Annotated in this window: 11 protein-coding genes; 3 read left to right on the forward strand and 8 right to left on the reverse strand. The window is 37.4% G+C overall.

Going from position 1 to position 14,872, the window contains the following annotated elements:
- Positions 1–5: 5 nt before the first annotated feature.
- The 6 genes from B0X80_RS18165 to B0X80_RS18190 form a co-directional block, all read right to left on the reverse strand.
- Positions 6–644 (reverse strand): ATP-binding cassette domain-containing protein, encoded by a 639-nt coding sequence (locus B0X80_RS18165; RefSeq protein WP_077342886.1) that lies wholly within the window; start codon positions 642–644, stop codon positions 6–8.
- 10 nt (positions 645–654) lie between these two features.
- Positions 655–2,415 (reverse strand): ABC transporter permease, encoded by a 1,761-nt coding sequence (locus tag B0X80_RS18170; RefSeq protein WP_077342888.1) that lies wholly within the window; start codon positions 2,413–2,415, stop codon positions 655–657.
- Positions 2,412–3,728 carry an ABC transporter substrate-binding protein gene (locus B0X80_RS18175; protein ID WP_077342890.1) on the reverse strand — a complete coding sequence of 439 codons (1,317 nt, stop codon included), beginning with the start codon at positions 3,726–3,728 and terminating at the stop codon, positions 2,412–2,414. The genes B0X80_RS18170 and B0X80_RS18175 overlap by 4 nt, the downstream gene beginning before the upstream one ends.
- Positions 3,715–4,551 carry a DUF547 domain-containing protein gene (locus B0X80_RS18180; RefSeq protein ID WP_077342892.1) on the reverse strand — a complete coding sequence of 279 codons (837 nt, stop codon included), beginning with the start codon at positions 4,549–4,551 and terminating at the stop codon, positions 3,715–3,717. Before B0X80_RS18180 ends, B0X80_RS18175 begins: the two co-directional genes overlap by 14 nt.
- Before the next feature lies 1 nt (position 4,552).
- Positions 4,553–6,724, reverse strand: coding sequence for an FAD-dependent oxidoreductase (locus tag B0X80_RS18185; RefSeq protein WP_077342894.1), 2,172 nt, complete (start codon positions 6,722–6,724; stop codon positions 4,553–4,555).
- A gap of 95 nt (positions 6,725–6,819) precedes the next feature.
- Entirely contained in the window at positions 6,820–9,171 is a 2,352-nt protein-coding gene (locus B0X80_RS18190; protein ID WP_077342950.1) for a TonB-dependent receptor, read from the reverse strand.
- 255 nt (positions 9,172–9,426) lie between these two features.
- Here B0X80_RS18190 and B0X80_RS18195 point away from each other — a divergent pair, with 255 nt between their 5' ends.
- Positions 9,427–9,840 (forward strand): hypothetical protein, encoded by a 414-nt coding sequence (locus tag B0X80_RS18195; protein ID WP_076420947.1) that lies wholly within the window; start codon positions 9,427–9,429, stop codon positions 9,838–9,840.
- A 121-nt stretch (positions 9,841–9,961) separates the two neighbouring features.
- Here the strand turns inward: B0X80_RS18195 and B0X80_RS18200 are convergent, their stop codons facing one another.
- Positions 9,962–10,207, reverse strand: a complete 246-nt coding sequence (locus B0X80_RS18200) for a Rho-binding antiterminator (RefSeq protein WP_077342896.1) — start codon at positions 10,205–10,207, stop codon at positions 9,962–9,964.
- A 463-nt stretch (positions 10,208–10,670) separates the two neighbouring features.
- Here B0X80_RS18200 and B0X80_RS18205 point away from each other — a divergent pair, with 463 nt between their 5' ends.
- Complete coding sequence (locus tag B0X80_RS18205; RefSeq protein WP_077342898.1) at positions 10,671–12,197, forward strand: alpha-L-fucosidase; 1,527 nt, start codon at positions 10,671–10,673, stop codon at positions 12,195–12,197.
- A 71-nt stretch (positions 12,198–12,268) separates the two neighbouring features.
- Here B0X80_RS18205 and B0X80_RS18210 read toward each other — a convergent pair whose 3' ends face one another.
- Positions 12,269–13,129 carry an AraC family transcriptional regulator gene (locus tag B0X80_RS18210; protein ID WP_077342900.1) on the reverse strand — a complete coding sequence of 287 codons (861 nt, stop codon included), beginning with the start codon at positions 13,127–13,129 and terminating at the stop codon, positions 12,269–12,271.
- Between the two features lie 199 nt (positions 13,130–13,328).
- Between B0X80_RS18210 and B0X80_RS18215 the strand changes: the two genes are divergently transcribed.
- Positions 13,329–14,747 carry a c-type cytochrome gene (locus B0X80_RS18215; RefSeq protein WP_077342902.1) on the forward strand — a complete coding sequence of 473 codons (1,419 nt, stop codon included), beginning with the start codon at positions 13,329–13,331 and terminating at the stop codon, positions 14,745–14,747.
- Positions 14,748–14,872 lie beyond the last annotated feature (125 nt).

The raw sequence follows: 14,872 nt of genomic DNA on the forward strand, positions 1-14,872 counted from the left end.
ACAACTTACTCTGTTTTATTTAAGGTGATAACTTTACCACCAGCTGCTTTAGCGTCGCTATGATCATGTGTAACCATAAGTGCCGGTAGTTGATGATAACGAATTTGTTCGAAAACTAGCGCTCTGGTATCTTCACGCAATTGTGAATCAAGTTTACTAAAAGGCTCATCAAGTAAAATAGCTTTAGGCTCGCTCAGTAAAACACGCAATAACGCGACACGAGCTTGTTGGCCACCTGAAAGGTTATCGGTGTGGCGGTCAGCTAAACCTTTTAAGCCTAATTGCTCGAGTGCGTCTTCAATTTTTTCAAGCCGCTGTTTTTTATTACCAGCAGGCATAGCAAAAGCAATATTGCCGGCTACAGATAAATGAGAAAACAATAAAGCGTCTTGATATAACACGCCTACATGGCGTAAATGTGCCGGCACTTGAGTAATGTTGTTATTGTTTAACCATACCTCACCTTCCGCAGTAAATCCTGTAGGAAGTGCACCTGTTAACCAGTTAAGTAAGCTTGATTTACCACTGCCAGATGGCCCCATAAGTGTGAGAATTTCACCACCATTAACTTGTTCATTTAAACGCAGCAATAACTCGTTTTGACGAAACAGTTGTAAATTTTTTATCTGTAAAGATGTTTGCATTTAAGACCCTTTAACGACGTGCGGCTTTGTAAATAAACTTAGGTAAAACCCACGCTAATATAAAACCAATAAGCGGTAATAACATTTGCATAAGTGCATATACAGCGCTGGTGCGTCGGCTTGCGCCATTAGCAAGTGCAATAGCTTCGGTTGTAATGGTGCTAATACGTCCCCCTCCCGCCAATAATGTTGGTAAGTATTGGCCAAAACTAATCGCTAAACCTAATGCTGATGCGATTAAAATAGGCACAAATAATTGTGGTAGTTTTACTTTAAAAAACACTTTACTAGGCTTTGTACCTAAGCTTGCGGCAACAATAGCAAAACGAGGATCTAATTGCCTGTAGCTGCTCGCTAGCGATAAAAATACATAAGGTAATACAAACAATAGGTGCGCGATAATCACGTTAATATAACTAATAAAACTTACCTGCACTGTGATTAACTGCTGTATCCACACAAGTCCAAATAAAAAAGCGATACTGGGCACAAGTAAAGGAATATAAATAATTAAGCTGGTAAAACGCGAAAGTAACTTACCTTTTATTTGTTCATATTCTAAACAAAGCAGTGTTAACGCAATAGCCAGTAACGTCGTTATAATACCAATCAATAACGAGTTGAATAAAGGTTCGCCTATTTGCATCACGGCACTTTGCCAATGAATTAACGTGAACGAGTCTGGCAATGTGGCAGGAAAGCGCCAAAAGCCAGCAACTGACCATAAAACTAATCCCACTAGCGCTAGTGCAATAAATACAATAACTAAGGTGGTCACAATTGCAGTAATGATTTGCCAATAAGTGCCGCCGTATTCACGTTTACCATTGGTTAACGATTCACAAAATAAGTACTTAACCGTTTTTTCACCTAGTAACCAAAGTACTAATAATCCGCCTGTTAATGCTAATTGTAATAACGCGCCAGCAGAAGCTTTTATACGAAGATTTAAATCAACATCGTTGAACCACTGCATAATAGCAACGGCAAGTGTTGGTGGTGTATTAGGGCCTAAAATTAACGGCATTTCTACACTTGAGCTGGCATAAGCTAATACCGCTAAAAGAGGTAAACGTAACAACGGATATAAACTCGGTAATACCACTTTAAAAAACGCTGTTATTGGACAATAACCTAAATTAAGTGCCACTTTATGTTGTTGGCGTAATTTTTTCCCTAACTCAGGTTGAGCCAATGCACCTAAGGCCATAAGCAACAAAAACGGTAACTCTTTTAACGTTAAACCTAACATAATACTAATGCCATAAGGGTCGTGAGGGAAAATACCATGAGGTGCTAACTCCCAACCAATTAGCCACGGAGAAAACAAACGAGAAACCATACCCGATGGCGCAATTAAAAAGCCTACCGCAATCGCTGCTGCCGCATGAGGAATAACTAAAATAGGACTCAATATTTGTTGAATACGGTCAAGCCAAACACTGTTAAAAAATGCCGCTAAGATCATCAGAGTAATAACAAAAGCGAGTACGGTGCTTATTAATCCGGTAGCAATACTTAAGCTTATCATTTGAGTAAGACCTAACGTTTGCCAAAGCGCGTTGAACCCTTGTAGCCCTACGCTGTACTGATTAAGTGCAGGCGCCCAGCCAAATGCTGGTAATAACACGCCAATTAAACCACCAAATACAGGAACAATTAAAAGCAGCAATAAAAACTTAGGGCTAAAGGTAGCCACACGCGTAAACCAATCGGTAGAATGATTGACACCCTGCGTTTGGTTAACTTGCACCTTGTTAGTTACTGTCATGGAGTGACTCCATAACGTGTTTGCCAACCTTGAGTTATTGCTTCAACCCAACTTGGATGGGGTTCGCTTAAGGTACTTTTTATGCTGTTAAAAGGTAGCGCACTTGGGTGAGGTTTTTGTGTTTTAAACAAGGCTTGTTGTTCGCTATTTAATGTTGATGAAATAAGTACGCTGCGATCGCCCCAAATATCCGCTTGTTGTTTATACGCTTGAGCTTTTGGGCTTAATAAAAAGTTAGCGACAAGTTGTGCACCTTGCTGATGGCTAGCGTTATAAGGTATTGCGACAAAATGCGTATTACTTAAACTGCCATCGTCCATTGCATAACTACGAATGCTATAAGGTAAATCGTAACGCTTTACGGCTGCAGGAACTTCTGGCGCAGAAAAGGTAAACGCTAAACTCAACTCAGTATCATCCACTAAACGACGCATTTCTACACCACTTTGTATAAAGTGCTTACCTTTACGCCATAAATTAGGGTGAAGTTCATCTAAAAACGCCCACAAAGGCTTTAATGTTTGTTCTGTATTTTGAGCTGTCGCTTGTGAATAAAGTTGATTTTGAGCTAATAAGCTGTTTTGTTGATGTAACACCACCAACGCATATTTTAGAAAGCTCATGCCTAAAAAATCAGGGGGTTTAGGATAGCTAAATCGTCCGGGATTTTTCTTACTCCAACGAAGTAATTCATACAAGCTGCGAGGCGGATTATTTGACGCCAACTGGTCGTAATAAAAAGTAAGTGATGCTTGTCCCCAGGGTGATTCCATACCTTGCGTTGGTACACCAAAGTCTAGTGTTACTGCAGGATTATGTTCAGAATCGGTGTAAATAAAGTTAGGCTGTTTATCTGCCCAACCTTTTAATAATAATGAGTGCTGAGCCATGGTGGCAAAATTAGCACCGTTGATCCACACCAAATCAACATTGCCTTGATTATGATTATTTGCCGATTTTTCAGCTAAAACTCGGCTAACCGCTTCACTGGTATCGCTTAACTTAACATGGTGTAAAGTGATCTGGTATTGCGCTTTAACCTGTTGTGCAACCCACTGTATGTAGGCATTTATTTGTGGATCTCCGCCCCACGCATGAAAGTATACGTTTTGGTTTCTTCCTTTTTTTTCAATTTGTTGCCAGTGTTCTTTTAGGTTTATTTCACTTATTTGGCTTATATCGTTTTGTGGTTCAACTGAATAAGCAAAGGCGGTGTTAAATAACACAGTAGAAAACAAGTTAATACAAACGCAAAACGCGACACTACAAAAGCAGTATCGCGTTAAAGCTTGCCAACACTTAATGTTGTGCATTTAGATCCCAGTTATATTTTAAAAACTGTATTTTCATATCACCCTCTTTAAGGGCTTTTTGTTGAACAGGCGTTAAATTAAGAGCTTCAGGATACTGCAACATAAACTCCTCTAACGAATGCGTGTTGTTATAACCTTTTTCAAAATCCTCGCCGTACCATTTAAAAATTGACGATAAACTTAATGAAAAACTCTGCGCAAAATTACGTGTGGTATCCGACAAAAAACGTACAGTTTGTTGCTCAAGCTGCTGTAATAATTTATCAGCGGTGTAAGCTTCTTCACGCAATGCAGGACAACCAATACTCGCACAGTTTACCGCAAAATGAATACGAGGGTCGTTATACTTTGGCTTACCTTTTTCGTCAACCGCGCCACGAATTAAGTCGTGTTCTATATTGTCTAAACTACGTGTTTCCCCTAATAACGGAATAAACTTTTTACTCCATGGCGAACTAAAAAATCCGCCTAAATCTTTTATTGATTTAAGGTCTGAACCGTCTTTAGATAGATTTGTTACAATCAGCTCCACAGTCCACGCATTGTAAGCATTAATTAAAAACGCCAGTTGTTTTGTTTTCCCCCAGTCGTCAAATTCATTTTGGCTTACTGCCGACAACATCTTTAAATACGTGGTTAATTCGCTATGTTGCGCTTGCATAGCCGCATAATTAACAACGGTACTATGGCCATTATTAATAGCCACTACGTTTTGATTTACCAACTGATCCCATACCTTGTGCATGTTTTCAGCATAACTAACAAACGATGCAGCAAGTAAAGTAGAACCTAATAATAGTGTTTTAAAAGAACCTTTAAACATATTAACCTCTGCGCCATGTGTGATATTTTTCAAGCCAATTTAATACAGTTTCAGGCGCATGAGCTCTTTTCCATTCGCCAGCGGCATACTTATTACCTTCAGCCCAAGTTGGGTAACTATGAATAGTGCCTAATATTTTGTTTAAACCTAAACCATGTTTCATGGCTAAAACAAACTCAGCAATTAAATCACCCGCATGTTCAGACACTACCGTTACACCTAATATTTTGTCTTTGCCTTTAGGCGTAATCACTTTGATGAAACCTTTGGTTGCGCTGTCTGTTATGGCGCGATCAAGCTCTTCAAATTCAAAACGTGTAATTTCATAATCAATACCTTTATCAATAGCATCTTGTTCGTTAAGTCCAACACGTGCTACTTCAGGGTCGATAAATGTTGTCCATGGAATTACACGGTAATCCACTTTGAACTTTTTAAGATGACCAAATAAACCGTTAACTGCTGCGTACCAACCTTGATGCGCTGCAACATGGGTAAACTGGTAAGGACCCACAATGTCGCCTGCTGCAAAAATATTAGGGTATAAGGTTTCTAAGTATTCGTTGGTAACAACGGTACGGTTAGTTTCAATACCTAATTCTTCAAGTCCGTAACCTTTAAGACGTGCGCTACGCCCTACGGCACATAATAACTCGTCGTATTCAATTTCTACTTCTTTATCCTTTCCTTCGTTATTTGACAGGCATTTAACAATAATGAATTTCTTACCATCTCGAGCTTCACAACGTAATGCTTGATGCGAAGTTAAAATGTTAACGCCACTTTCAGTTAATGCTTCGTGAGCGAATGTAGAAACCTCAAGATCTTCTTTGATCATGATGCGCTCTGCCATTTCGATTTGTGTAACGTTCGAACCTAAACGAGCAAAACTTTGTGCTAATTCGCTACCAATTGGCCCACCGCCTAAAACAACAAGCTTTTTAGGTGCTTCGTCCATTTCAGCAAACTTGCTCCATAATGTATCACTGGTTACATAACCTGTTTCTTCAATACCTGGTAAAGGCGGAACAAATGGCCGTGCGCCTGTCGCAATAACAATAGTACGAGCCGTTAATGTTTGTGTGCCACCATCATTCAATTTAATTTCAACCGTCCACGGGTCAATTAACTTACCGTAGCCTTTAACCACTTCTACACCTAAATTTGTGTAACGTTCAACACTGTCGTGTGGTGCAACGTCTGCAATCACTTTATGAACACGCGCCATCACTTTTTTAAATGAGAACTGTGGAGTCGCATTTTCTAAACCGTAATGCTCACCATGACGAATTTGTTCTGCTACTTTTGCACTTTTGATAATCGCTTTACTTGGAACACAACCGTAATTTAAACAGTCGCCCCCCATTTCTCCAGCTTCAATAAGGGTAACTTTGGCTTTTACTGCAGCAGCAATATAACTTGTTACTAAGCCACCAGCACCAGCACCAATCACAATCATGTTACGGTCGAATTTTTTAGGTTTTGAATAATTTTTGTATACGCGACGTTTTTTAAACACGTTAATGATTCCTTTTGCAATGAGAGGAAAAATACCTAATAAAGCAAATGATAAAATTAAGTTGAAAGATAAAATACCCGACAAACTTTCAATTTGTGCAAGCTGAGTGCCTGCATTAACAAATACAAAAGTACCTGCCAACATACCCACTTGGCTTACCCAATAATAAGTCCATGACTTGATAGACGTAACGCCCATTAATAGGTTTATTAAAAAGAATGGAAAAACGGGTACTAAGCGTAAAGTAAATAAATAAAATGCACCTTCTTTCTCTACACCTTTGTCAATCGCGGCTAAACGCTCAGGAAATTTTTGCTTGATAGAGTCACGAAGTAAGTAACGCGATACTAAAAAGGCTAATGTAGCACCTATGGTTGAAGCAAAAGAAGCAAGTAATAACCCCTCAACTAAACCAAATAAAGCCCCTGCTGCTAACGTTAAAATAGTAGCACCAGGTAAAGACAGTGCAGTAACTAGTACATACAATAAAAAGAAACCACCAATAACCAATACCGGTGATTGCTCACGCCATTGGCTAAACTGAGCCATTGAATCTTTCAAGCCTTCCAGTGTCAGCAATTGATGTAAATTGAAATGAAAAAACAAACCAACAGCAACAGCTGCGATCACTAATAACAATAATTTTTTAATCATATTTGTCTCTTTTAAATACTTTATGAAAGCGCTTAAAATTAAACGCTTTATCTTTAAAGTGTGTTTTTAAAACTTGTTGTTATATACCCGTACTTTTAGAAAGAATGAGTAAGGGTTAACTTGGCGTTAATGGGTAATTCAGGAAAGACTAAGGTTGCGCCAAAGTAACCGCCTTCAAATACTGGACGCCAATTCTTTTGATTAGTCACGTTATTTACGTCAAAACGTAATTTTGTACTTGGCGTAAAGGTATAGCTGGTATTAACGTTTAGCGTATATTGATCTCTAATATTAACCGTTGCTAAAAAGTCTAATGGATAACTCTTGGTATATAGACCAGAGAAACCTGCTTGCCATTGCGCACTAATTGAATATTGGCCATTAACACTAAAAGATTGCTCAGGAATACCTTGTACTTGGCTATTCGACGGAGCAAAAGAAGTAAAGCTTGGTGCACCAACACTTGTACCTACAATAATGTCTGGACGTGAATTATCAAACGCATCGGCTATTTGAGCAGAGTCTTGGCTGCTTGCTGAATTGTCGTAACTTGCATCAATATAGCTGTAACCTGCGCTTATCCAATAAGGATAAGCATCGTAAAACACTTGGCTTTCAAACCCTTGCGTACGAATACCAGTATTGCTTCCATCCCTATTACGTAAACTACGGCGTTGACTAAATAACGCGCCATCGGCATACCAATCGCTGTCAGTGGGTGCGTATTTCAAACCAACTTCAACTAACGTATTTTCAGTAGCAAAATTTTGCTCACTAATAATGTTACCGCCACCTAATGCCGTACCACCAGCCATACTGTTTGATGTCGCTTCGTTATAACTTGCAGTTCCATAAACCGTAAAGTCACTATCAATTGAGTAATTGAAGCTTGCATGAGCTGAGTGTAATACTTCATTAATGCTGTCGCTTGCTGCAACTTGACCTTCTGGTGCTATAGGATCACTTGCTTTAACATCATAAAAGTCTGCGCGGTAGCCAACAGTAGTATGTAAATTAGTAGTCCAGTCTGAATCGTGTTGAATGGCTAAACCTGTTTGTATAGAGCGTGAATCGGTAGTATCTGACAAGTTAAAGTCGCCCGTACCATCGTTATTCGTATCGTATTGCGCACCTGGTGAAACAAAAATACCGGGGCGAAGCTCAACTAAACGCGCTTGTTGTTCTGCGGTTAAAGGAATACGACGATTTGAAATGGGGCCCGTTAAATCAATAGGTGAATCAGCTTCAGTTGTAAATTGACTGTAACCTAATACTTTGTTGTAGCGCACATCTAAAGCAAGAATAGTTTGCTGATCGCTATTCCATAAATAACTAAGTTCTGTTCTATTTTGTGCAGTATCTGCGCCATCGATAATTTCAACAAAACTGTTTTGTGAAATTTCTTCACGTTGTAAGTGTTGAAAATACGTTGTGTTTTTAAGTAACAAGCTTGGAGTCAGTTCACGTTTATAAACACTGTGTAATAAATAGGTAGTGGCTTCGTTTTGATTGTCTGGATCTGTTAATACCGTGCTTCTATCTAATTTAACTTGCCCTGTTGGAGAAACAATTGAACCTGCTGCTGGTACAGTACTGCCATTACTTTGAACGCCTTGACCTGTAATGTACAAACCATCATCAATCAATGCTTGTGTCGGGCGATTAATGCCCGCGTTGTCGGTAAATTCAACTTGGAATAATTCAAAGTTTATATCCCAGCTGCTTTTATCGTCAGGTAAAATACGTAATGCAGCATATAAACTGTCACTTTCCATTCCCGCGTAATCATAAAAACTACCGTTATCTATATGTTCAGCACTTATTCTAAAGCCCACTTTATCTTTAATAATAGCGCCCGTGTAATCAACTTGCGCTCGGTATTGATCCCAACGTGCTGCCGATAAATTAACTTTGCCTTTGCTTTCATCTGTTGAAGCGGTTTTAGAATGTAAATTAACAAAACCACCATTACGTTGGCTTGAGCCGAATAACACCGGTGGAGCACCTTTCACTACATCGATTTGTTCTACCGAGTTAAATGATAATGGTACACCAAAACCATTGTTACCTGCTTGACGTCGAGTTCCGTCTTGAAACAGTTCACCTAACTGACCACGAATAGTCGGTAAACTTGGCGCACCAAAGCCACTAGCCGAGTATGTGTTTGGGCTAACCGCTAAAACATCTTGTAATGTCGTAATGTTAAGTTGCTCAATTAACTCACTGGAAATAGGCGTAACAGAGCGCGCGATATCTTTCAACGCTAAGTTGTCACCAAATGGGCCATCAATAGCAGCATCTTTAACTGATAAGCCTTGCGAATTATTGGCTTGCCCAAAAACTTTAATCACCTCGATAGCGTCCTCTTTCGACTCTTGTGCGGCAAAACTAACAAAAGGGATATTTAATACGGTGGCTATTGATAGAGCCAAATATGCGTGCTTCAAACTTTTACTCACTATTATTTTATATCTACGCCTTCTCAAAATATGAATTCTAACTAAAATCTTCATATTCAATGGCAACGGATTATTATGTTATTGATGGGCATTAAGACCCTGAGCCACCTAAATAAATTTCAATCATTTTTATTGTTTTTATCTTTTAAAATAATTAGCTTTTTATTTGAAAGAAAAAAAATAAAACCACGGTCTTACTACTTCTAATGTATATAAATTTTTAGTTTAGGAAATTTTAGTTTTATGAGTAATTCAATAAGTTCTGATGTGCAAAATCGTTTGCAATGGTCTTTATTTTCTTTACGTCTTGGCGTATTTATCGTGATGATTATGTGGACATTAGATAAATTTATAAATCCAGGACATAGTACACGCATATTTGAAAAGTTTTATGGTATTAGTGGTTCAAGCGATACTATTGCTTACATACTCGGTGCATTACAGTTATTACTTGTACTTGCTTTTTTAGCTGGCATTAAAAAACGTATAACTTACGGCATAATTTTTATCATGCACGGTATGTCTACGTTGTCATCTTACAATCAATATATTGATGGTTTTAATAACCTATTATTTTTTACAGCATGGCCAATGTGGGCGGCATGTTTTGCGCTATATTTATTACGCGAGCAAGACGTTAAATTTACGGTTAAATAGTGGTTAAGTCTTACAACAACTCTCTTTAATCAGACATAAAATGTAAAGATAAAATATTAGAGACTGATTGAATATTCAATCAGTCTCTTTTTTATGATGATTTAACAATAAGAATGAGTAATTAAGTAAAAGAAACTATTTTAAAATGAGGATTTGCAATACACACTTCTAATACTGAAAGCTCGTCTAAAACCACTAAAATTTCAACACCTTCAACTTCAATTTTTATACATTCTTCACGATTATTATTACGTTTGGTATCAAGTGCTACACCACTAACAACCACACCTGTTTTTAAGGTGAGTTTAATCGGATATTTATACATGCATACTATTTCAATGGTGTCGTATTCATTACAACCTATCATAGCTTTACCTTTCTCATTATTTTGCTATTCGCTTAACGACAAAACTTAAACTTGAATTTACGCCAAAGAAAACTTAAAAAACAGAGTTATTTGTTATGTTTTCAGAAGTAACAAGTCGGCTAATCACGCGAATTAAAAGAACAACAACCACAGAGGTCACCGAGGGACTTCGTTCTACACAGAGAAGTGCTTTACTGTTTTAAAAAATTCGTGAAATTAGCGTAATTCGTTTATTGATTAAAAAAAGTAAGCACATAAATTTATCTTCCTCTGTGGCTCTACTCTGTCATTAAAATGTTTTTTATACTTATTACATAACTAATGCTTACCTTTTTCAAAGCCTAAAAATCATAAAAACACAAAAGCATGTCAGTTATATCTATTCATTTTGATTGATTTGCTCCGTAGAATGTCAATAATTCACATAATAACTTCATTAATAAAAACAACTTCAGAGATAATAATGAATAAACTATTAACGCTTACTTCAACAGCTCTTATGTTTGTAGCTACAAGTTCAGTTAGTGCAGCTGAATCACCTAAATTTAAAGCTAACTGGGATTCTTTAGCTCAGTATCAACAAGCACCCGAGTGGTTTCAAGACGCCAAATTCGGTATTTACGCACATTGGGGACCTTATTCTGCAACAAAAGCGGCTTTTGGATCTGATTGGTATAGCCGTAATATGTATGTTGAGGGCCATCCTTTAAACGCTTATCACAAAAAAACCTACGGCGATTTAAAAAACTTTGGCTACAAAGATTTTATTCCGATGTTTAAAGCTGAAAAATTTGATGCGACCGAATGGGCAAAATTATATAAAGCAGCAGGAGCTAAATTTGCAGGTCCTGTAGCTGAACATGCCGACGGTTTTGCTATGTGGGATACCCAACTAACACCTTGGAATGCCGCTGATATGGGTCCGAAAAGAGATGTCGTTGCTGAACTTGAAAAAGCGATACGTGGTGAAGGCTTAAAGTTTATGACGTCTTTCCATCATCATTGGAAATGGGGTTGGTATCCAACATCAGACAAAAACACTGACGCAAGCAACCCAAAAAATGAAGCCCTATATGGTCCAACATCTGACAAAACCGCTTGGGGAACAGCTAAAGCTAATGGTGTAATAACGCCTTTGCATCCTGAAACGTTGCCACCACAGAAATTTGCAGATGAATGGTTAGCCAAAGTTAATGAAGTGGTCGACCGCTACAAACCCGATTTATTATGGTTTGATAACCGCATGAATATTCTACCTGAACAAACACGTATGGATATGGCCGCTAATTATTACAACAGCGCAGAAAAATGGAAGAAAGACGTTGTATTAACTTACAAAACTCCTGATTTACTCGTAGGTTCAGCAACCATTGATTTAGAACGTAACAGAATGAGCAGTATTTACCCTCAACCTTGGTTAACTGATACTTCGGTAGGTGTTAACTCGTGGGGTTACGCTGAACCTATGAAATACTATAGCGCGCAACGTTTAGTGCAAGACTTGGTAGATATTGTGAGTAAAAATGGCTCTGTATTACTTAATATTGCACCTAAAGCAGATGGAACTATTCCACAAGAACAAAAAGATTTATTACTTGCTATAGGCGGATGGTTAAAAGTTAATGGTGAGGCAATTTATGCTACACGTCCTTGGTATACTTACGGCGAAGGCCCTACTATTACGCCTGAAGGCCATTTAGCTGATTTACATTTTAAAGGCTTTAGCCCACAAGATATTCGCTATACTCGTTCAAAAGACAACAAAACCCTATACGCAATTAAATTTGGACAATCAACAAACGACACTATACTTAAAGCGCTTTCGCGTTTGCAGTATGGTCATAATATAAAAGTTAAATCTGTCGAATTAATAGGTAAACCAAACAAAATTGAGTGGCAACAATCAAAAGAAGGTTTAACAATAAAGCATCAAAAAATCAGCTTTAATAATGATTTACCTTTTGTGTATAAAATACAGTTAGAAAATTAACTTTCTCACGTCGCACGTTTAAATAAAAGCCAAAGCACTTCAAAATGCTTTGGCTTTTTTATATGAGTAAATTAAACATCACGTGCATAAGCTTTATAGAACTGCGTTGGTGACATACCTGTACTTTGTTTAAATGTTCGTGAAAAATGATATAAGTCACAAAACCCGCATTGCTCCGATACTTCCCCTACAGAAAGTTTATCTAATAAAAGCTGCTTAGCTAGCTCAATACGCTTAGATAAAATATATCGCTTAGGTGAAATGTTAAATGCTAACTTAAACTTACGAGAAAAATGCTCTGGCGATAAGTTACTGATCTCAGCTAATGTTTGTATTTCGAGTGGTTTAGTTAAATTAACTCGGATCATATCTAATGCAGGGATTAAATCTTGATGTTTAAAATGAGTCGGCAAATTAGGTTGTTCTGAAAATTTTTCAATAAAAGGTTCAAGCAAACGCAATAAATGCAACATACGCGATAATACAATCGTAGGATGAGTTTTATCTATGGATTGAATAAGAGCTTCAAAGTCCTGTGGAATATGCGGTAATGCTTTACAATTTATACCTTGTGGGTTGCCATAAATCATAAATAAATCAAGATTTGCATCAAGTGATGCCTGAAAATGAGTCCAATAAAAAGTAAAATCACCTTTACTGTAATGAGATATTAATTGATAAGCGGGGATCAAATATAGATATCCAGGCTTCATCAAAATTTCACTGTCTTTAAACTTTAAAACTGCTTCACCCGACTCTACATAATACAGTCTATTATAGTGATTAATAAAATCACTTCCTGCCCACGATGTATCTGTTTGCATTTTATGTGCGGTATAAACATGTAGCTTAATTTGACTTATAAGCTCGTCAGGTAATATGTTTTTCCAAACAAAGCCGTTAGAGCCAGTTTCTATTTTTTCTGGTTGCATATTATTTTATACCAATTATGTTGGTTATTATCTCCAGCTAAGATCTAAGGCATATACTCCCTTATTATCTCGAACACATCAACTTTCTTCACATCTAAATTATCAATTTTACACAAATAAATATCAATAATACCAATGTCACTCATCAACTAATTTAAGTAATATCATCAATATTACATATAAAAAATAAAATTTACTGATGGATATAATTCAATTTTTTGGTCGTTTTCACGTATTAGTTTTACATTTACCTATAGGTATCTTGTTAATGTCAGCATTAATGGAGATTTTTTATGCGGTAAAAAACAAACCTAGAAACTCACTATTAACCTGGGTTTGGTTTTGGGGGGCACTTTCAGCAATAGGTGCGTGTACTTTAGGTTATATGTTATCGCTAGGCGGTGGATACAGCGATGATGCGGTATTTATACATAAAGCGTTTGGTATTTCGGTAGCTGTTTGTTCCATTATATGTTGGATATACTTTGGCGTATTCCTGTCTAAAAAAATACCGAACAAAAAAGCTAACACAAAAACAAACAAAGTTGTAATAAGTGCACTGGCTTCATTGCAGCTTTTTTTATTGTTTAGCACAGGACATTACGGCGCAAATATGACCCACGGTGAAACCTATTTGGTTGAACATGCACCTAACGTTGTGCGTGTACTCGCAGGTTTTGAACCGCATAAAGAACCTCGTCCACCTATTACGTCTATTGCTCAAGCTGAAACCTATGCTGATTTAATTGAACCTATATTTAAGCAACGCTGTGTAAGTTGCCATAACGACGGTAAACAAAAAGGTCAATTAAATTTAGCGAGTATTAAAGGCATAGAAAAAGGTGGGCGTTCAGGTAAAACCTTTGGTAATAGCATTGATAAAAGCGAGTTATACAAACGTATAACGATGGACAGCCATGATAAAAAGTACATGCCTGCAGAAGGGAAAACACCTCTTTCAGACGAGCAAGTGCAAACAATAGCGTGGTGGATAAACGCCGGTTCACCTACATCGGGCATGGTAACCGACCACACGTTATCAAGCGACTCTAAACTCGCAGTAATGCGCGCACTAGGACTAACACCTAAAGCAGGTAGTTGGCCGCTAGCTAAAGTAGAGCCGCTATCAGTAGAAACCGTGCGTGATTTACAAAGCCATGGTTTTGTAGTGAAAACAATTGCTAAGAACGTTAATTATATTGATGTTGATTTGTCTTCAGCTAGTGAAGGATTAACCCCTGAAGCGCTTGCCAGTTTACTAAAAGCAAAATCTCATATTGCTTACCTTAATTTAGTTAACTCAAATGTTACTGATGAACAACTAAATCAATTAGCACAATTAACTTATTTAATAAAAATGAGATTAGAAAAAAATAGTGTAACCAGTAAAGGTATCAATGCACTGTCGCCCTTAATCAACCTTGAATACTTAAATTTGTATAAAACGGCTGTAGATGATGAGGCTTTATCGGCATTAGAAACCCTCCCTAAATTAAAAGCGGTTTATGTAGGGCAAACAAAAATAACTCCAACAAGCGCATCGTCATTTAACGATAAAGCAAAACAAAACATTATTTTAGGCTTATCAATTCCTAGTAATACAAACAAAAAAGCATAAAAAACTGGATTCTTTGAAGGTAGATATTATGAATAATAAAAACACGATACATAAAAATAACAATACTAAAAAAGCTATTGATTCTATTAAACCCGATTTGAAGAAGCGCCAGTTTCTTAAACAAT

It is taken from the genome of Pseudocolwellia agarivorans (assembly GCF_002000085.1).
GTDB lineage: Bacteria > Pseudomonadota > Gammaproteobacteria > Enterobacterales > Alteromonadaceae > Pseudocolwellia > Pseudocolwellia agarivorans.

What these genes read in the sequence shown, in the direction of transcription:
- B0X80_RS18165 (WP_077342886.1), bottom strand. Translation starts at nt 644, where the DNA reads ATGCAAACATCTTTACAGATAAAAAATTTACAACTGTTTCGTCAAAAC.
- B0X80_RS18170 (WP_077342888.1), bottom strand. Translation starts at nt 2,415, where the DNA reads ATGACAGTAACTAACAAGGTGCAAGTTAACCAAACGCAGGGTGTCAAT.
- B0X80_RS18175 (WP_077342890.1), bottom strand. Translation starts at nt 3,728, where the DNA reads ATGCACAACATTAAGTGTTGGCAAGCTTTAACGCGATACTGCTTTTGT.
- B0X80_RS18180 (WP_077342892.1), bottom strand. Translation starts at nt 4,551, where the DNA reads ATGTTTAAAGGTTCTTTTAAAACACTATTATTAGGTTCTACTTTACTT.
- B0X80_RS18185 (WP_077342894.1), bottom strand. Translation starts at nt 6,724, where the DNA reads ATGATTAAAAAATTATTGTTATTAGTGATCGCAGCTGTTGCTGTTGGT.
- B0X80_RS18195 (WP_076420947.1), top strand. Translation starts at nt 9,427, where the DNA reads ATGAGTAATTCAATAAGTTCTGATGTGCAAAATCGTTTGCAATGGTCT.
- B0X80_RS18200 (WP_077342896.1), bottom strand. Translation starts at nt 10,207, where the DNA reads ATGATAGGTTGTAATGAATACGACACCATTGAAATAGTATGCATGTAT.
- B0X80_RS18205 (WP_077342898.1), top strand. Translation starts at nt 10,671, where the DNA reads ATGAATAAACTATTAACGCTTACTTCAACAGCTCTTATGTTTGTAGCT.
- B0X80_RS18210 (WP_077342900.1), bottom strand. Translation starts at nt 13,129, where the DNA reads ATGCAACCAGAAAAAATAGAAACTGGCTCTAACGGCTTTGTTTGGAAA.
- B0X80_RS18215 (WP_077342902.1), top strand. Translation starts at nt 13,329, where the DNA reads ATGGATATAATTCAATTTTTTGGTCGTTTTCACGTATTAGTTTTACAT.